We start from the raw sequence: 17,296 nt of genomic DNA, 5'->3' as shown, positions 1-17,296 counted from the left end.
GAAAGACCCTGTTTCTTTGCTGGGTTGCGGACAGGCGGCCAGCCTAGGGCGATCGCAGCACGGAAAAGGAACCCCGCGTTCCGGGGGGAGTGCCTTCCTGCAGGTCAGGGCGACAACGGGACCAACAAACCCATTCTTTCACCACCCGACCAGGCCTTCTGCAGCCATTAGTGTCACCGGCAGCCAACCAACCCACGGAAGACATGTCATCACTACCTGTTATCGAAGCGAGCGGCATCACCATGGCCTACGGACCCACACAGGTCCTCAAGGGCGTGGACCTGACCATCGGCAAGAGTGAGGTCGCCTGTGTTCTCGGCCCCAACGGGGCAGGGAAGTCCACCACCATCGAGATCCTGGAAGGATTCCGCCAGCGGTCCGGGGGACAGGTCCGAGTGCTGGGCACCGATCCCGAAAACGCCGGTGCCGCATGGCGGAACAAAGTCGGCATCGTCCAGCAGTCCTGGCGTGACCACGCGGCATGGACCGTACGGGATGTACTCGGCCACTTCGCCCGCTACTACGACAACCCCTACGCCATCCCTGACCTGCTGGCCATGACCAGCCTGACCGACCGGGCCGACAAGGAGCTGCAGACCCTCTCCGGCGGGCAGCGGCGGCGGGTGGATGTCGCCTTGGGGATCATCGGCCGCCCGGAGGTGCTGTTCCTCGACGAACCCACCGCCGGTTTCGACCCCCAAGCGCGCCGGGAATTCCACGACCTGATCCTGGGCATGCGCGACTCCACCGGCGTGACGGTGGTGCTGACCACCCATGACCTGGCCGAGGCCGAGCGGCTGGCCGACACCGTCAGCATCCTGGTCGGGGGGCGTGTGCGTATTTCCGGAACCCTGCACTCGCTGGCCCAGCAGGTCTCGGAGCAGTCCGTCGTCCGCTGGATGGGACACGACGGCACCAAGCGGGTGGAGCACACCGCCAGCCCGGAAAAGCTGGTCTACGAACTCACCCAGTCATACCAAGGGCCCATACCCGGGATCGAGGTGGTCCGCCCCACGCTGGAGGACACCTACCTGTCGTTCCTGCGTGAACAGGGGGAGATGTGAGCACGCGCACCCAGAAGATCGCCGCTACCGGGTGGGACCGCGCCCGCGTACTGATCAAGTTGGCTGTGACCTCGAAGATGGAGATCGTGGGTCTGCTGCTGACCCCAGGGATCTTCCTGTTCATGGCCTCGCAGCGCTCCGGGTTCGTCGCCGGGACCCACATCAAGCAGTCACTGTTGATGGTGACCGGCGGCGTGGCCATGGTCGCTGCCATCGAAGGGCTGTCCTCGACCGCAAGCATGATCAGCATGGACCGGCACGACGGCACCATGCTCCGGCTGCGCGGAACCCCGGACGGCATGCCCGCCTACCTGGTCGGGAGGATGCTGCACATATGCGTCCGCGCGGCAGCGGCCGCGATCGTCATGCTCATCGCCGCACATCTGGCGTTCGCGATGCCGCTGCCGTCGACCCCCCTGAAGTGGGCCACGTTGATCTGGGTCCTGGTCCTGGGCATCCTGGCGACGGTACCGCTGGGCGCGACCCTGGGAGCACTGCTGGACTCCCAGCGCGCCTCCGCACTGCTGCAGTTGCCGGTCTACGCGCTGGTCATGCTGTCGGGAGTCTTCGTTCCCTTCGCCGCCATGCCCCGCTATGTGCAGTGGGTGCTGGAAGTCTTCCCGGTCAAGTGGATGGCCCAGGGAATCCGTTCAGCAATGCTTCCCGACCAGATGCTCGTCGCCGAGACCTCGCATTCCTGGCAGCGCCCCTGGGTCGCGCTCGTTCTGGTGGCGTGGATCGTGGCCGGGATGTGGCTGGCGCCGAAGATGCTCCACCGTGCCGCCCGCAAGGAATCCGGGTCGAAGCTGGCCGGCCGGCGGCAGACCGCCATGGCCGGAGGCATGTGATGCGCCTTTCGTGGCTGTATCCGGCGCAGGTGTCCAACCCGGCCATGCTGCTGCCGTTCGCCAAGACCGCACAGAGCCTTGGCGTACACCGGCTGTGGACCGGTCAGTCCCTGCGGGCGGAGACGCACCAGATCTTCTCCTATCTGTGCGGGGCGGGCATCCGCATGCCGATGGGATCGGCGGTGACGCTGTTTCCGTTGCGGCATCCGCTCGACGCAGCCGCCCAGGCGCGTGGGGTGGCCATGCTGAGCGGGCACTCCTACGTGGCTGGGTACGGGCCGGGATCCGCCGGCTTCCAAGTCGCGGCCCTGGGGGAGAAGCTGGGCAAGCCCGCATCGGCGACTTCGGAGTTCCTGACCCTCGCCCGGCGCTTCACCGATGGTGAGACCGTCACCCACCACGGTGACCTCTACCACGTCGACTTCCAGCTAGAACCACTGCCGCATCCGCCGGTGTACTGGGCCGCTGGTGTACTGCGCCCCGGCATGGCGCGTCGCGTCGCCACCTGTGCGGATCTGGCCATCACATGGATGACGCCCCCGACCTATGTGCGCGACCACATCATTCCCGCACTGACCGAGGGCGCCACGGCCGCCGCGAGGCCGGTACCGGAGGTGGCGACGGTCGTCCATGTGTACCCCGACCGCCACGGCAAGAACGTGTACGAGGTGGCGCAGAAAGCAGCAGGTGTCCACCTGTCCATGCCGCACTACACGGACATGTTGCGCCGCGCCGGGGTGACGGCGCACGCCGACGACCCGGCGGCCGGAGCCAAGGCCCTGGTCGACAGCGGCACCTTTGTGCACGGCAGTTCACAGCAGATCGCCGAATTGCTGGGTGCCTACCGCCAGTGCGGCGTCGCCGAGGTCATCCTCAACCCCATGTCATCGATCACCTCTCACGGGCTGGGCACCGCCATCCGTGATCTCTCCGACATCACCGCCTCATTCGCCACCAGCTAGAGAGAAAGGCATGCCATTCAATGTCCGAAGAGACCAAGACCCGCATACGGGTACAACCGGTCGCCCTCAGCTCGGCACCTCACGTCAATGGCCTGTTGTCGCGCCTGGGGCTCGGCCAACTGACAGAGAACGAAGTAAGCGCCTATCGCGGCCGTAACGACAACTGGTCAGGCACGACCACGAGCGGCCACTCGGTGTTCGTCAAGCAGATCGTGGGGCACCCCACCGACATCCAGGTGCGCATCCACCACCTGGCCGCGTTCGACCAACTCGTCTCTCGCCACGAGCTGGAGCACCTGGCAACGCCGAAGCTTCTCGGCTACGACCTGAACCATCAGCTCGTCGTCCACGAGCACCTTCACGAGACGGTCTCAGCCGCCGAACTCGCGGCGGACGACGCGTTCACCGACGATCTGGCTGCGCGGACAGGCAAGGCCCTGGCGGAGCTGCACACCCTCAAGGTGAGCAGGAGCCACGCCGACAGCGGCACCAGCCCGACACCACCGGTGAGGGGTCTGGAAGCCATACCGGTCTCGTCGTACGCCGACTCATCGGCCGGGTCGATCGAGGCATGGTCGATCCTGCACACCGACACCGAGGTGGCCAAGGCCATCGCGGAGCTCGCGGACGACGCCGCTGCGTTCCACCAGCCCGTCCATGGCGACGTGCGCATCGACCAGGTCCTCTGGGACGGCGAGCGGCTGTACGTCATCGACTGGGAGGAGTTCCGCCTCGGAGACCCCGCCCGCGACATCGGAGCCTTCGCTGGCGAGTGGCTCTACCGGGCCGTCAACGGCATCCCGGAAAAGGTCAGCAAAGAACATCCCGGACAGGCCGACTACCAGCCCAGCGACTCCGAGGTCATCGCGGCGGGAACTGCCGAACTCGACCGGCTGCGGCCCATTACCGAGGCGTTCTGGCGCGGCTACCGCAGCATCGACCCGGGTGCCTGCGAAGAATTGGCGGTACGAGCGGTGCGGTGGGCCGGATGGCACATGTTCGACCGCATGATCGCTCTCTCGGAACAGTCCTCGCGCCTGCCGGCGATCTCCCGCGCAGCGGCTGGCATAGGCCGGACCGCCCTGCTCTCACCCGAGCAGTTCACCAAGACCATCGGATTGGACGTGTGATGATCCCCTCCGCCATCTCGGACATCATCCACCGTACGAGCGTGGACGCCCCAGGGCTGACAGCCACCGTCGACGGAGAGGAGGTGACGGCCGGTTCGACAGCCGCCCTGTCCGGTGTTCTCGGCACACTGCTGTACACACGGCTACACGCAGGGATCCCGAAGGACGAACACGGCCTTTCGGCGCGTACCGTGCGCGAGCCACTGTCCGAGGAAATGATCGCTCGGCACACCCCGCACAAAGACACCGTCATCACTGCGGCCCTGTGCGGAGAACCGGTCAACTCTACGCAGGTGGTGCAGATCGACTCGGTACGTGTCCGAGTACCTGTCAGCACGATCCTCGAACAGACCGGACAGGTCGCCAAAATCTCCCTTCCCGCACGCCGGCCGGCGCTGTCGACCGGCTTCTACCTGGTGACCTCATCCCAGGAGCACAAGACGAGCCCCGGCCTCCTGAGGCTGTATCTGCACTGCCGAGACCTCGCCCACGCTGTGAGCGCGTGGAAAACCGTGCTGACGTACCTGGAGGACAACACAGCGGTGTACCGGGCGAAGGTACTGTCGTCCACGACGTCCTACCCCCGCCGCGACGCGATCGTGGTCTACCTGCCGCCTCAGTCATGGCAGCATGCCAAGGCGCTGGCGGCCCTCGTCCCGGAAATGGAGCTGGACGAGCAGGTCTCGCCGATCACACACCCGCTTGCGCCGGGCATGTCGGCGGCCTGGGAGCCGGATGACCCGCGTCCGCACATGCAGCGCCTGAGTTTCGGCCAACACCGCATGAACATCATCGCTACAGCGTTGGTCCAGCACGCAGTCCTCGGGGAGACCGATGGCGCCGACCAAGCCATCTACGAGGCGTTTATCGACAACGGGATCGATCCTTCCAATCCGGCACGGAACCTGTCGTCCCCGCCGCTTCCCGAGCTATCCATGGTCTAAGGCATGACTGCTTCGCAGGAAGGCAAGAGGCGTGGGCGACCACACCTGATGCCCATCCCGGAGAAAGCCGACGTGGTCCTGAGCGTGCTGACCGGACGAGAGACGGTCCCGCAGGCTGCCGCGCGTGCGGGGGTAGCGGAGCAGACGGTGTGGACATGGCGCCGCAGGTTCGTCGAAGCGGGGAAAATGGGCCTCGAAGGAGAGGTCGTTCGAAAAAAACCCGAGATTGACGATGAAGAGGACGACCGCCTAACACAGTTGAAAATCGCTCTCGGAGAGATCTATCTGGAGCTGTTCAAGCTGCGATCCCACCTGTCCGCAACCGGCTTCGAACACAACGGCGACCTCTGGGGAAAGTAACGATTTTCTGTAGTGGCCCGCCACGCTGTTAGACATGATCCACGGGCCAGCGGGAGGCCGAAGAACAGCCGTCCTGCTTCAGGCCCGGCAACGGCAGGTCTCACCCCTCGGATCGGCCGACACCATCCAACGAAAGGAACGACATCATGACCGAGACTCTGATCTCCGGCTACATCGCCTACACCACCGCCGACCGCCTGGGCGCCTCCGCCACGGGCCAGGCTCCGGCCACCACGCCGCTGACCGTCACGACGGTCTCGTCGCCCGAGTGCTCCGCCATGGCTGCCTCCGCGGCGGAAAGCGCCATCTCGGCCGCCACCAGCCACTACAACTGCTGACCCGCTTTCACATACCGAAAGGAACCGGCGTCATGACCGAGACTCTGATCTCCGGCTACATCGCTTACACCACCGCCGACCGTCTCGGCGCTTCGGCTGAGGCCGAGGCCCCGGCGACCTCCCCGACGATCACCGTGACCACGTCCAGCGGTGTCTGCTCGGGCATCGCTTCGGCCGTCATCTCCAACGCGACTTTCGGCCACGGCTGCTGACACCCGTCGCAGGCCAATCGGTTGTGCAGGGAGAAGTTGCCCAACCGGTGAAAGCGGCCTCGGTGAGGAAACAGGGAGCCGAACACCCCCGCAGGGTCCCAGAGACACCCGAAGGCAGGGTCTGCTCCCGACTCCATCGCCTGCCGGCGGCCCGGCTCAGCCGCGGCCTGGGGGCAGGCACAGTGTGTTACAACCGCCGAGCCTGAACATCCGTGCCGGGGGGTGCCCGTGGAGAAGACGGGCACCCCCCGGCACGGGGCTTACTGAATCACACTTCGGGACACTTCTGGCGAGGCGGCTGCCTCGTCCGTCATTCCTACGGGCTGGCTGGCTGCGTCGTCGGCCATCTTCGTCAGCATAGCCAGATGGTTGGTGAATACCTGACGCCCCTGACGGGTCAGGGCCAGTGTTGTGCGCGGCATGGTGCCGTTCATGGTCTTGGCGACCGTGACCAGCCCCTGCTTACGCAGGATGGCCACATGCTTGGACAACAGTGAGTCGGAGATCTCGAGGCGGTCGCGTACCTCGGGGAAGGCTGCCGAGCAGCACACCGACAGCGCGGCGGCGATTCTCAGCCGCGTCGGCTGAAGGAAGGCTTCCGCCAGCATCGGACCGCTGTCGTTCACGCGCGCTGCATCCATGCCCGAGCCCCTCCACGAATCCAGGCGAAGCCAGCCATGGCGACCAGGAAGCCGGTCATGCCGAAGGCGGCGAAGAATACGGCGCAGACGGCCCCCAGGGCCACATCCAACATCATCAGCCTGTTCCGTGACCGTGCGCTGATGTCCCGGTTCGGCAGCATCGCCACGCCCGTACGTTTGGCGTCCAGCCACGACGGGACGGCAAAGCACGCAAACATCCCGATGGCCGCCACGACGCCGACTGCGGTCAAGACGGGGGTGTGGTCGACGTGGAACACCTCGGGGGTGAAAGCAGCACCTATGGCGGCTGTGAAGAGCACGGGTGGGACGATCACGCGCCACACCGACTCACGGCGTCCGCGCACCATCGCGTTCTGCGCTTCATTGACTGCGTTGAGAGAGTCGCTGATATCCACGACTTGAATACTAGGCAACCACTTGAACGGTCGTCAAGTAGCAGGTCAGGCATGGCAGCTGAACCGGCAGGTGAAGATCCGCCTCGATGAATGGAACATGCCCGGCTGATCGCCTCCCGGGCGCCACCGCTCAGCACCACCACCGCACCAGATCGAGCTGGGAACAGCGGGGAACCACAGTGAAAGCAGCCGAGCCCTACGAGACTCGTTCGGGCAGGCCGTGTCGGTTGCTCGGCGTGGCGTGGGGGACGCGGGCTCCGAGTTCGGCGGTGACGTTGCGGGCCTAGGCGCCCCAGTCGTGATCGGTCGTGCCTAAGTGCTGCAGGACGTCCAGCAGTTGGTGCCGTAGGCGCGAGCAGCGGCAGCCGCGGCTCGTACAACTCCGGCATAGCGAACGGGGGCAGGTCGCCCAGCAAGTGGGCGATGCGGGGCGGGTCGTATTCGGCGTCCAACACCACCAGGACGTTGGGGTCGCCCTGCTTCCACTGGCCGGCGGCGACGAGCCGTTCGACGACCTCGCGGAGCTGGACCGCGGTCACCGCGGCGACGTCGGCGCCGGGGTCCAGGCGCACCGCGTCCAGTACTGCCGTCCATGAGGTCCGGCCGGTTTCCAGTGCGGCCACGACCGAGTAGGGTCAGCCCGGAACCATCTGGTGTCCACTTCTTGTGGGGTGGTGACGCTCGGTCACGCCAACAGGACTCGATTGCGAAGGAGTTCGAGCCCCGCGCGGCCGAACATCTGGCGCTTGAGCATCTTGATCCGGTTGACATGACCTTCCACGACACCTGAGTTCCACGGCTGTGTGAGTCCGGCGATGACGGCGGCGAGGTCGCGTTCGAGGTGCTGGGCGAATCTGCTGAGACTGGGCAGCTCGGTGGTGGCCGTGGCCGATTCGATCCACTCCGGCAGACGGTCGCCTTGCAGGTGGGTGACCATGTGGGCGAAAGGGCGCACATGCCCGGCAAGCGTCGTCAGTTCAGGACAGTGGGCCAGCACGGCTTTGAGCTGGAGTCGGTCACTTTCGGGCAGAGCGTCCGGGTGCGTGAGGATCCAGCGGGTGACGGCACGGGCCGATGGCGGCCGGGGCCCGACCGGCTGTGGCTTGCCGCGAAGAGTCCTACTCACGTAGTCGCGGACGCTGCTGTAGCCGTCCGGTAGCCCTGTTCACTGATCTCCTCCCACAGTTTCCAGGCATTGGTGCAGCCCTCCTGCCAGCGCTGGTCGAGGTAGGGCTTGAAGGCATCGAGCTTGGTCGCACGGCTCTGCCACTGGCCGGTGAACAACTCCTCCGGAGTGGTGGCGCGGGAGAAGCGCAGGATGGTGTTGAGGCCCATACCGAGCCGCCGGGCCACGGACCGCTTGCTGTGCCCGGCAGCCAGGAGTGCGTGGATGGTCGAGTGCTTGGTGCGGGTGCGTTCGGCGAACCGGTGACCCGTCGGCCAGGGCGATAAGGCAGCTTGCTCCACTTCCTCCTGTGGCTCGGCCGGCGGTGCCGGAATGGGGCGCAGGCAGCCGCGATGCCGGTAGACGCACTTCTCGGCGGCTTCGCCCAGGTTGTGCCACAGGTGCCACCGGCCGGCGACCTGCAGTGCCTGCGGGGCACCGCGGGTGGCGCCTTCGGCGAAGAAGGGAGCGCGGTCGCGGCAGACGACCTCGATGCCGGGCCGCTCGGCGAGCCAGGCCGCGAGTGTGTCCGCTTCCCGGTCTGGCAGGAGGCCCACCGGGCGACGTGTCTCGACGTCGACGAGTACAGTTCCGTAGATCCGGCCCTTGCGCTGAGCGTATTCGTCCACGCCGACCACGCGGGGTGTCACGACCGGAGGATCCGGAAGCGAGGCGATCAGCCTCAGCAGGGTGTTTCGGCCGACCGGTGCCCCGAAGACGTCCGTCATCCGGGCGCCGGCACGGCCCGCGAGCGCGAGACCGACCGAGACCAGAGTGTCACCGGGGCACAGCGGTGGCAGTGGGACATCACGGGTCTCGCCTCCGATGAGGGTCCGCAGGCCTGGAAACACCAGGAAATGGGTGTTGCGGACGAGTACCTGGCCGGCCTCGGGACGCGGGATGGGGACCCGTGTCAGGGTGAAGTCGTCCGCAGTCGGCAATCCAGCAGGGCGGCGGACCAGGCGCACGAGGCGGTGAGTCGCGTTCATGTCCGGACGCTAAACCTTGACCCCTGGGTCAGGGGCAAGACTCGGCTGGGCATCGCCATGCACCCGAGTCGGGCCGCCGTCCGTGACTCAGTCTGCCGCTCATGCGCGCCGTCGGAACTGCGCGGGCCTGCCCCGCCCAGCCAAAGAGGTTTCCGTACACCGGCCAGACAACCCTCGTGCCGGCCTGCGTGCCGAAACTCCCGTGTACCGGCGAGGGCAGCACGCAACGGTCGCAGGGCCTGGGCATTTGAGGGCCTTGCCGCCACGCGTTCGAATCTCGGAGGTTAAAACTCAAGGTCATGAGGCGCTCAAGGAGGTGTACTTCCAGGACGACGGCCGCCGCGCGGGCTCCCTGGAAGAAGTGCACATCAACGAGGTGCTGCACCTGGACTTCGAGCTGTAGACCTCCCCGAACAGAGGCGGCCGAGGCCGACCCCGCTCCGGTCGGCGATCGCCCAGCGCCCGCTCGGCTCAAGTCATGGTGACCACCGAGTACCTGTCTTTCGCGGAGCTGTCCCACGAGACGTGGACCCGGCAGCGCACCGGCTGGCCGGTGGCGGTGAGTCCGTTGGCCGCGATGGCCCCCGACGGGTCGGACAGGGTGCTGTACAGGCCCCCGGCGGGCGCGGCCCCGCCCCGGGTGAATCCCAGGGTGCCCGGCGCCGCAGTGGTGGGGTAGAACACCGCGTCCCCCGTGATCGTGTAGGTCCCCCGCGTGGTGTCCTTGCGTTTCCTTCCCGGGATGATGGAGGGCAGACCGAAGGTGTCCTCCGCGCCGTCGGAGACGTTGCCCTGCGCGTCTACCTCCCACAACTCCCAATAGCGGCCGACAGTGGCGTGCACGGTGGAGTTCCTCGCCGTGACGTAGGCGTCGATGGCCGTGCTCGGCAGGGCAGTCCATGCCGTCCCGTCCCACTGTTCCACGGCGAAGACCCGGTTGATCTCCTGGATGATCACCCCCTGCTGAGGCGGGTTGACGCTCAACGCCCGCCTGCGTTCGAAGCCGCCGCACTCGCCTTCCAGATCGTCCCCCGCAAGGTGCGTGAAGGCGGCCTGCGTCGCGACCGGTGCAGCAGTGGTGGTCGCCTCGGGAGCACGCTGAATCGGCGCCCGCGAGTGGTCCTCCGTCCGCGAACCCCCGAGCGGCACCGGGCCGGACCCCGGGAAGGGCCGGGCCACCGGCGCGGGCAGCGGGCGGCGCAGGGCCTCGGTGGCGTTCGCCTCGGCCGCGCGCTCGAAGCGGTCGGAGGGGCTCGACACCCGCAGTCCCGATCCGATCTCGGTGCCGGCCACCGGGCCCTGCCGCTGCTGGATCACGTGAGTCAGTTCGTGAGCGAGGGTGTGGTCGTCCGAGCCGCCGCGGCCGAGCACAACGTGGTCGCCCGAGGTGTAGGCGCGGGCGCCGATCTCGGCCGCAGACCGGGCGGCCGGGGCGTCATCGTGGACGCGCACGGCACGGAAGTCCTCCCCCAGGCGCGATTCCATCTCGGTGCGCACCGGTTCGGCCAGCGGCCGGCCCGGAGAGCGCAGGACGTCGTGCACGGCGGAGCGCTGCACCGGTGCGGCCTCGGCCTCGGCCTCCGCGCCGGTCGCGGCATCCCGTCCGCCGTCAGGGGGGCGGTGGGCGTGCCGCTGTTGCTGGATCATCCGGGCGACCGCCGCGTTGCCGACGGTGGTCTGGAGGAACAGAGCCGTCTGCGGAGTCATCGGTGCGTCCGCCCGGACCTTCTGATCCGTGGCGGACGGCCGGGCAGCGGTCCGGCGGTCGGGCGCCGTGCGCGACGTCGTGTCGTTCCGCGGGTTCTTCGTGCGCTCGTGCACAGGCCCTTCCCTTCGCCGCGGCACCCGCGCCACGCGGATGCCCGTGGCCACGCTTACCAGGCACCGTCGCGGCGGAGCAGGGCCGCGAGTGCACACCGCGGGACACTCTCCGTGCCCGGCAAGGTCGCCGTGGTCACCTGCCGCCCGGTCGCCCAGGAGATGCAGCGGCTGATCCTGGGGCCGCTCAGGTTGACGGGCACCGTGGCACCGACCGCGCAGACCGAGATCCCCGAGCCGCACGCCCACGCCTACTACCGGTACGAGGACGGCGGGCAGGAGAAGACCGTCGACGTCACCCGCCACAACCCCTCCTGGATCTCCAGCGGCGGTGACATGATCTCGACCACCCGCGATCTGCACGCCTTCATCTCCGCACTGATGAGCGGCGAGCTCCTGCCGGCCGAACTGCTGGCCGAGATGTGCACGCCGCGCCCGACGCCCGTCCCGAACATGGGTTACGGCCTGGGGGTGTTCGTGCAGGACACGGGCCGCGGCGGCACCGTGGTCACCCACAACGGCGGCGCAGCGGGTCATGCCGCGATGATGTTCAGCACGCCCGATGGCAGCAAGAACCTGACCGCCGCGCTGAACTATGTGGACGACGCCACGCTGTCGCTGGCCGTGCCGTTTCAGAACGCCACACAGCGGCTCGTCAACGAGGTGTTCTGCGGCGGGAAGGCCGATCCGGCTCAGCCGGCGGGCTGAACGCGAACCAGGGCCGCGCCGCCTCACCGAGTTCGGCGCGGCGCACCCACGTACTGCGCCGCGGTGTACGCATTCGCGGCCGGGCCCGGGCATGAGGCAGGCTGAGCAGATGAGGAACGGAGTCACGGTCGGGCAGGCAGCGGCGTTCGCCGGCGTCACGGTCAAGACGGTACGGCACTACCACAAGCTGGGCCTTGTCGAGGAGCCCGAACGCGACAGCTCTGGTTACCGCAGGTACGGATCGGCCCAGTTGCTGCGACTGGTGCAGGTCCGGACCCTTGCCGGGGCGGGCGTCCCGCTGGCCGAGATCGGGCCTCTGCTCGGCGCCGACACCGTGTCGTTCACCGCCGCGCTCGCCGACGTCGAGCGGCAACTCACCGAGCAGATCGAGGAGTTGATGGCACGGCGTGACACGCTGCACCGGCTCGCCGACGGCAACCGGGCGTTGCTGCCCGACCGCGCGGTGGCGCTGCTGGAGCGGATGCCCGGCCTCGGCTTCACCGCCGACGAGGTGGCCGCTGCCCGGGAGGGGTGGGTGCTGGCCAGGGCCCTGGTCCCCGAGGGCTTCGACGACTACCTCACGCACGTCGAGCACGCCCTCGAGGACCAACGGTTCGTCGCCTTGAGCAAGCGCGCCGCCGAAGCCGCGTCCTGGGAACCGGACGATCCCCGCATCGCCGAACTCGCCACCGCCATGGCCGATCACTACCTCGCCAACCCCGCACGGCTGAAGATCGTGACCGGCCTGCAAGCCCGCACCCAGGCCGCGACCCGCTACAAGCTGATCACTCAACACGCCGCAGAGCAGGCGCCGGCCTCGGCCCGGCTGGCCGCGCTCGTCGAGACCAGGCTGCGCGCCGCCGGCGTCCATGTCCCCGCACCGGACTCCCACTGACCGCCCCGCCGTTCACCGCGTCCTCGCCGAAGCTGACACCGCCGAGACCACCGTCCGAGGATCTCTCTTCGCATGCCGGTTGGTCCGCCGCTCGTCAACGGCACTCAAGGACACGCCAGGGACGAGCGCCGTTCGGCCGCGTACCGATCCCGTCTGCGGGGCGGCCACGACACGGCCGGTGGTTCGCCACAGCCGCCTGGCCTGCGGAGAGCGCCGCAGCTTCAGGGGCCCGGCCCTCAGACGTCCTCATCTCGTCGGCAGGCTGAGCAGGTAAGGACGGTACGGGCGGCTCCGGCTCGCAGGCAAGCGGGGCAGCGCGGCGGGGAAGGGCAGCCGGGGAAGGGCAGCCGGGGACGTCAGCCGGCACGCGCCGACGGAGGCAATGGCCGAACGCGGGCGCCCATAGCTGCATGGGTGTCTTGTCGGCGCTCAGACGGCCAGGTCGGGTGCGAGGACGTCCGCCGGCCGGGTGTGGCACGGGGATGCGCTTCAGAACGGGTCCGTCCGGGGTCCCGCTCGACGCCCGGAGCGCGCACGCGGCGGTCGGGGTGCCGGCGGAGTCGACGGGGCCTGCTGCGGCAAGAAGGTACCGGGCCGCAAGCGCGACCCGGCAGTCGAGGTGCGGGGCCCGGTGAGCGCGGCTGTGCGGTCCGCCGCCACCGGTGGCAACAGCCTCGGCACCCTGCCGGCCTCGGCCCGGGGCCGGGGAGTCGGCGTGCTCATCCCCTACGCGCCCTACATTCGGACCCGCTTCACCGTCGGATGCACCACCTCCTCCGGCTGTATCGCGAGACCGTGTGACATCGTCACAGCCTGCGACGTCGCCGGAGCCGTCACCGACCTGATCCGCCACCACATGGTCGGGGGAGAGGGCGTGTTCCTCTGTGTGGTCGGCGCCATGAGCTGCGGGTTTATCGGGTTTCGGGTTGGCTGATCAGTTCTTGTCATCTGCAGCGCATGTAGGTCACCTTCGTTGATTGTCGGTATGTGCCGACGCTGTGGCGTGCGGCGTAGCCTGCTCGGGAGCTCTGGGTCGACGGCCATCCCGGCAGCGTGGTGGTGCGCGCGGGACACCGTCGAGTCCACGCTGACCAGGCTCAGGTCGACCTGCCCTCGACTCGCCGCTTCGGCGATCATCGTGTCCATCAGTGTCTGGAAGGTCCCGGCGGCGACCCAGATCTGGAACCGTCCGTAGACGGTCGACCAGGGTCCGTACCGCTCGGGTATGTCCCGCCACGGACTCCCCGTCCTGAACCGCCACATCACCGCATTGAAGTGTCGGCGCAGGTTGAGGATCGGCCCGCGCTCGCCCAACGGCAGATGGGGCTCGACCAACTCCCACTCGGCTTCGCTCAGATCACCCCGCACACAGCACTTCTACTGGTCGCCCTCGACGTGTTGTCGAGACGGCGTCAGTCGGCGTGGTCGCACGCGACCTCGTGGAGGATTGAGGCCAGTTCGCCCGGGGCCGACAGCATCGGCCAGTGCCCGGTAGCCAGATCGAACCGGCGCCACGGCGACATGTTCAGACCGGCAAGCAGAGGCTCGTCGGCGTCCAGCATCGCGGTGAAGTCATGGCAGGCGATGACCACGCGGTCCACCTCGGGGCCGGGCTTGGCGGCGCTGGCCAATGGCTGCTCAAAGGTACGGAAGGGCTGCGGCATGCCTTGGGTCCGTAGCAGCCGGCGTTGTTCGGGTCCGAGCCCGTCGAGGGTGCGCTCGGATCCCAGTTCCTCAAACGGAGGCAGCGGCAGCCGCCAGCCCTCCCCGTCCTCGGCGACCTGGCGTCGGATCCTCGCCACTCGCTCCGGCGGCATCAGTCCGAGCATGCTCATGCCCTCGCTGAACGGCGCGCTGTCGACGTAGACCAGCCGACGAAGCCGTCGGCCGAGCCGACCGGCGGCGCCGCTCACCGGCGCTGCCGCGTAGCTGTGCGCCACGAGCGTCACGTCGGACAGGTTCTGCGCCTCGACAAAAGCGGTGATGTCTGCGATGTGAGTGTCCAAGTCGGTGTCGGGTCCGCCGAGCTGCGCTCGTTCGCCCAGCCCGGTCAGGCTGAGCGGCAGTGCCCGGTGACCGAGCTTCGCCAATGCGTGGGCTGTGTGCTGCCAGGCCCACGCGCCCAGCCAGGCCCCGGGAACCAGTACATACGTCGTCAATTCGTTCATCCTCCAGTCAGGTGCTGTACGGACAGTGCCTTCCAACAAGGTCGAACGAAGGTAGGCCTGATCTAGGCCACAAGCGGTCCTAGATCGGGCGGGAGACGGATGAGCCCTACGCCCCACATAGGACGAATGCCACGGCAGTTGACTGGCCCATCCATTACCTCGGCAGATCCCGGGCGGCAGTCGGGGCACCTGCCCAGCACTGGCTGGACCGCTGACCAGCCCTGCGAACTGAACTTGGAACAGGCCCTGGTCACGTTGCTTAGGAGTCCGCCGACGGTTCCGGAGTCGGTCCACTCGCAGAGCAGTTCGACGTTGTTCTTGCCACACTGCATCTTTCCGCCGGCCGAGCCAGGATTGAAAACCGTGGCGTCGGTGATGCGCGCTCCGGCCATGAGATTGGTGTTCTCGTAGTCAGCCGAGTGCTGGGCGAGTTCCTGTGCGAGCTGTGGATCGGTGGTGCTGGTGTCGCTGAAGGGACTACTTACGCTCATCTGGGTAGCTGCACCCAGGCGGAACACATCGTCCGCCGCCTAGCCTTCGGGCCATGAGTTCCGCACAGCAGATCGATCCGTTCGAAGAAGTGGCTATCCCGCAGTCGACGGGCGCGGGGTCACTCATGCTGGGCACCATTGCTGTCGCGCTGATCGGCTGCCCCCTGCTTCCGGCGTCCGTTCCGAACCAACTCCGCTTCCCCCCTCTCTTGTTCGTCCTGCCCCTGGGGATCTGGGCGGTCGTCTCAGGAGGCATCGCCCTGCGACGCATGCGCGGCGACGAGGGAGCCAGTCGCATCCGGGCGCGGGCAGGGATCACCCTCGGCTCGATGGCCATCGTGACGGCAGTGGCCGTCATCGTCTGGGCGTGCTGGGCGCTGCGCCACATCCAAGAGTGACGGCCCATGAGGCGCCCCAGCGGGAGAAGCACACGTGGCGTCAAAACTCCGAAGCCGTGATCGGCATCGCGGTGATCGACCTCTTGAGCCTTCGGCTTACCTGTGAATCCACCCCGAACTGGCACGACACCCGACTGTCCGTTACGGCCCGCATCTGCCTACCGCCTACTGGCGGTGCAAGGCGCAGGTGATCAGCCTGATGTCCCGCCGCGCCGTCGCGGGCCCTGCCACGTCGCAAGCAGTACTTCACCCGGGCCCTGGCCCGGCAGGCGGCAGCCATCACTCCCCGGACGCCGCTGCTCGCCGCCGACCTCGGCCTGATCGACCCCGGCCACCTCACCCGCGAGCGGGCCCCGTCCGTCCTGCTCGCCGTCGAGGCTGTCGAGGAGTGGCTGCGAGGCGCCGTCGAGCACGGCGCCACCCTCACGGCCTGGCCCTCACCCACACAGCCTCGGGAAGGCGCCCAGGCGCCTTCCTGAGGCCACTACCCGCTTCCTGGACACAGAGAGGAGCATCGCGCGATGGTTGTGTACGTGAGCCCCACACTGGGCGTGAGCGTGCGCCCCTACGCCCCGACCGACCAGACGGCAGTCCTGGACCTGATCAACGCCGACCGGCTCCCCGGCCAGCCCCTCACCACCCCGGCCATGCTCACCGAGGCTCTGGCAGGCCGCTCAGGCGTGGACGCCGGCTGGTGGGTCGAACTCGACCTCCCCACCACGTCCGTGGCCACGGACGACACCGGAGCCGTCCTCGGCGTCGTCTCCTACGCGCTGCGCCCGAAGGACGCCCACGGCGTCATCCTCTGGCTGCACTGCCAGGAGAACGAGACGGTGGCCCGCGCCCTACTCGACCACGCCGCCACCGACATGGGCCCGCGCTCCCTGGACGCCTTCCACTTCACCAGCGCCCTCACCCTGGGCCTGGAAGCTCTCCCCGTTCGCCACCGCCCGGCCACCCATGCCGCTCTCACCGCCGCCGGGTACAGGGGAACTGACCTGTGGCGGTACATGCACCGCACCCTGCCCGCTCCTGAACTGCCCCGCCTCACCCACTACGACACCGAGCCCGCCACCCCCGACACCCGCCGCCTCCTCGTCACCGAGGACGGCAAGACCCTCGCCGACGCCACCATTGGAACGCCCGTGCAGGGCACGGGGGTTCCAATGGTGGATCGGGGTTGAGCCCGCCGCACGCGGCCGGGGACTCGGCCGTGCCCTCCTCGACACCGCGCTGGACGTGCTCCACCGCATGGGCGCCAGCGAGGTGATCCTGTTCGTGGACGATGACGCACCGCTCGGTGACGACCGGGACCGGACCGCCGCCAAAGCTCTTTACAAGTCGTCAGGATTCGAAGAGATCGACCGTCTGCACTCATTCACGAAATAGCGAAGACCGCTATTCTAGGGAGGCTCCGAAAAGGGGCCTCTCCGTTTTTTGAATTGCAGCGATGGCGGAGCCTCATTCCAGTCTCTATCCAAGATTTCGGTTTGAAGCACCCACCGAGAACTGGGGCGTTCACTGCACCCCGCCGAGGGGCGGTGCGCTGCTTCGACTGAACCGCCCCCACCCCCGGCCTCTTGCTGCCGCGTCAAGGCCGCGCGAAGCGTGGCCCGTTGCCTCGCACGTAGTGCGAGGCGTTGCGGCCAGAGCGCAGCGGCGGCCGCAACCAGCCTGGCTCTGCCAGGCTGAGCCGCGTAGCGGCCCGCTCCTGGAGCGCAGCGGAAGGAGCGTCAACCTGACCGCGCA

General features: G+C 68.0%; 21 protein-coding genes and 2 pseudogenes. 14 read left to right on the top strand and 9 right to left on the bottom strand.

The window, feature by feature from the left end; genetic code table 11:
• Positions 1 to 242 precede the first annotated feature (242 nt).
• From ABT288_RS32845 to ABT288_RS32810, 8 genes are all read left to right on the top strand, one after another.
• Entirely contained in the window at positions 243 to 1,064 is an 822-nt protein-coding gene (locus ABT288_RS32845) for an ABC transporter ATP-binding protein (RefSeq protein WP_351615574.1), read from the top strand.
• The gene (locus ABT288_RS32840; RefSeq protein ID WP_351615571.1) at positions 1,061 to 1,912 is read left to right on the top strand and encodes an ABC transporter permease; all 852 of its coding nucleotides are present in this window, start codon (positions 1,061 to 1,063) and stop codon (positions 1,910 to 1,912) included. Before ABT288_RS32845 ends, ABT288_RS32840 begins: the two co-directional genes overlap by 4 nt.
• Entirely contained in the window at positions 1,912 to 2,874 is a 963-nt protein-coding gene (locus ABT288_RS32835; protein WP_351615568.1) for an LLM class flavin-dependent oxidoreductase, read from the top strand. Before ABT288_RS32840 ends, ABT288_RS32835 begins: the two co-directional genes overlap by 1 nt.
• Positions 2,875 to 2,894: 20 nt before the next feature.
• Entirely contained in the window at positions 2,895 to 4,004 is a 1,110-nt protein-coding gene (gene lxmK, locus ABT288_RS32830; protein ID WP_351615565.1) for a class V lanthionine synthetase subunit LxmK, read from the top strand.
• Positions 4,004 to 4,948, top strand: coding sequence for a T3SS effector HopA1 family protein (locus tag ABT288_RS32825; RefSeq protein WP_351615562.1), 945 nt, complete (start codon positions 4,004 to 4,006; stop codon positions 4,946 to 4,948). The genes lxmK and ABT288_RS32825 overlap by 1 nt, the downstream gene beginning before the upstream one ends.
• Positions 4,949 to 4,951: 3 nt before the next feature.
• A complete protein-coding gene (locus tag ABT288_RS32820) occupies positions 4,952 to 5,308 on the top strand; it encodes a helix-turn-helix domain-containing protein (RefSeq protein ID WP_351615559.1) in 357 nt (118 codons plus the stop codon).
• 146 nt (positions 5,309 to 5,454) lie between these two features.
• The gene (locus ABT288_RS32815; RefSeq protein WP_351615556.1) at positions 5,455 to 5,646 is read left to right on the top strand and encodes an LxmA leader domain family RiPP; all 192 of its coding nucleotides are present in this window, start codon (positions 5,455 to 5,457) and stop codon (positions 5,644 to 5,646) included.
• Between the two features lie 32 nt (positions 5,647 to 5,678).
• A complete protein-coding gene (locus tag ABT288_RS32810; protein WP_351615553.1) occupies positions 5,679 to 5,858 on the top strand; it encodes an LxmA leader domain family RiPP in 180 nt (59 codons plus the stop codon).
• Between the two features lie 260 nt (positions 5,859 to 6,118).
• Here ABT288_RS32810 and ABT288_RS32805 read toward each other — a convergent pair whose 3' ends face one another.
• The 5 genes and pseudogenes from ABT288_RS32805 to ABT288_RS32785 form a co-directional block, all read right to left on the bottom strand.
• Positions 6,119 to 6,499, bottom strand: a complete 381-nt coding sequence (locus ABT288_RS32805) for a transcriptional regulator (protein ID WP_351615551.1) — start codon at positions 6,497 to 6,499, stop codon at positions 6,119 to 6,121.
• The gene (locus ABT288_RS32800) at positions 6,481 to 6,915 is read right to left on the bottom strand and encodes a hypothetical protein (protein ID WP_351615646.1); all 435 of its coding nucleotides are present in this window, start codon (positions 6,913 to 6,915) and stop codon (positions 6,481 to 6,483) included. The genes ABT288_RS32805 and ABT288_RS32800 overlap by 19 nt, the downstream gene beginning before the upstream one ends.
• Positions 6,916 to 7,151: 236 nt before the next feature.
• Positions 7,152 to 7,550, bottom strand: a pseudogene (locus ABT288_RS50340) (transposase); the annotation flags it as partial.
• A gap of 50 nt (positions 7,551 to 7,600) precedes the next feature.
• A complete protein-coding gene (locus tag ABT288_RS32790; protein ID WP_351615548.1) occupies positions 7,601 to 8,041 on the bottom strand; it encodes a transposase in 441 nt (146 codons plus the stop codon).
• Entirely contained in the window at positions 8,038 to 9,069 is a 1,032-nt protein-coding gene (locus ABT288_RS32785; RefSeq protein WP_351615545.1) for a transposase, read from the bottom strand. The genes ABT288_RS32790 and ABT288_RS32785 overlap by 4 nt, the downstream gene beginning before the upstream one ends.
• A 301-nt stretch (positions 9,070 to 9,370) precedes the next feature.
• Here ABT288_RS32785 and ABT288_RS32780 point away from each other — a divergent pair.
• Positions 9,371 to 9,472, top strand: a pseudogene (locus ABT288_RS32780) (telomere-protecting terminal protein Tpg); the annotation flags it as partial.
• Between the two features lie 68 nt (positions 9,473 to 9,540).
• On the opposite strand, the gene ABT288_RS32775 reads toward ABT288_RS32780, so the two are convergent.
• The gene (locus tag ABT288_RS32775) at positions 9,541 to 10,776 is read right to left on the bottom strand and encodes an eCIS core domain-containing protein (protein WP_351615542.1); all 1,236 of its coding nucleotides are present in this window, start codon (positions 10,774 to 10,776) and stop codon (positions 9,541 to 9,543) included.
• A gap of 225 nt (positions 10,777 to 11,001) precedes the next feature.
• On the opposite strand from ABT288_RS32775, the gene ABT288_RS32770 reads away from it, so the two are divergent.
• Both ABT288_RS32770 and ABT288_RS32765 read left to right on the top strand, forming a co-directional pair.
• Positions 11,002 to 11,595: a serine hydrolase domain-containing protein gene (locus ABT288_RS32770; RefSeq protein WP_351615539.1), complete on the top strand. Its 594-nt coding sequence runs from the start codon at positions 11,002 to 11,004 to the stop codon at positions 11,593 to 11,595.
• 109 nt (positions 11,596 to 11,704) lie between these two features.
• Complete coding sequence (locus ABT288_RS32765) at positions 11,705 to 12,490, top strand: MerR family transcriptional regulator (RefSeq protein WP_351615536.1); 786 nt, start codon at positions 11,705 to 11,707, stop codon at positions 12,488 to 12,490.
• Positions 12,491 to 13,225: 735 nt separating this feature from the next.
• On the opposite strand, the gene ABT288_RS32760 is transcribed toward ABT288_RS32765, so the two are convergent.
• Both ABT288_RS32760 and ABT288_RS32755 read right to left on the bottom strand, forming a co-directional pair.
• Complete coding sequence (locus ABT288_RS32760; protein WP_351615533.1) at positions 13,226 to 13,858, bottom strand: IS5 family transposase; 633 nt, start codon at positions 13,856 to 13,858, stop codon at positions 13,226 to 13,228.
• Positions 13,859 to 13,902: 44 nt separating this feature from the next.
• The gene (locus ABT288_RS32755; protein WP_351615530.1) at positions 13,903 to 14,658 is read right to left on the bottom strand and encodes an alpha/beta hydrolase; all 756 of its coding nucleotides are present in this window, start codon (positions 14,656 to 14,658) and stop codon (positions 13,903 to 13,905) included.
• Between the two features lie 544 nt (positions 14,659 to 15,202).
• Here ABT288_RS32755 and ABT288_RS32750 point away from each other — a divergent pair.
• Complete coding sequence (locus ABT288_RS32750; RefSeq protein ID WP_351615527.1) at positions 15,203 to 15,547, top strand: hypothetical protein; 345 nt, start codon at positions 15,203 to 15,205, stop codon at positions 15,545 to 15,547.
• Positions 15,548 to 15,738: 191 nt separating this feature from the next.
• Here ABT288_RS32750 and ABT288_RS32745 read toward each other — a convergent pair whose 3' ends face one another.
• Positions 15,739 to 15,960: a hypothetical protein gene (locus ABT288_RS32745; RefSeq protein WP_351615524.1), complete on the bottom strand. Its 222-nt coding sequence runs from the start codon at positions 15,958 to 15,960 to the stop codon at positions 15,739 to 15,741.
• Positions 15,961 to 16,068: 108 nt separating this feature from the next.
• Here ABT288_RS32745 and ABT288_RS32740 point away from each other — a divergent pair, with 108 nt between their 5' ends.
• The gene (locus ABT288_RS32740) at positions 16,069 to 16,731 is read left to right on the top strand and encodes a GNAT family N-acetyltransferase (RefSeq protein ID WP_351615521.1); all 663 of its coding nucleotides are present in this window, start codon (positions 16,069 to 16,071) and stop codon (positions 16,729 to 16,731) included.
• Complete coding sequence (locus tag ABT288_RS32735) at positions 16,682 to 16,936, top strand: GNAT family N-acetyltransferase (protein ID WP_351615518.1); 255 nt, start codon at positions 16,682 to 16,684, stop codon at positions 16,934 to 16,936. The genes ABT288_RS32740 and ABT288_RS32735 overlap by 50 nt, the downstream gene beginning before the upstream one ends.
• Positions 16,937 to 17,296 lie beyond the last annotated feature (360 nt).

Origin of the sequence: Streptomyces sp. NPDC001093 (assembly GCF_040298985.1) — a bacterium.
Taxonomy (GTDB): Bacteria; Actinomycetota; Actinomycetes; order Streptomycetales; family Streptomycetaceae; genus Streptomyces.
The sequence above is the reverse complement of the archived record's forward strand: the minus strand, read 5'-3'. Positions and strand labels throughout refer to the sequence as shown.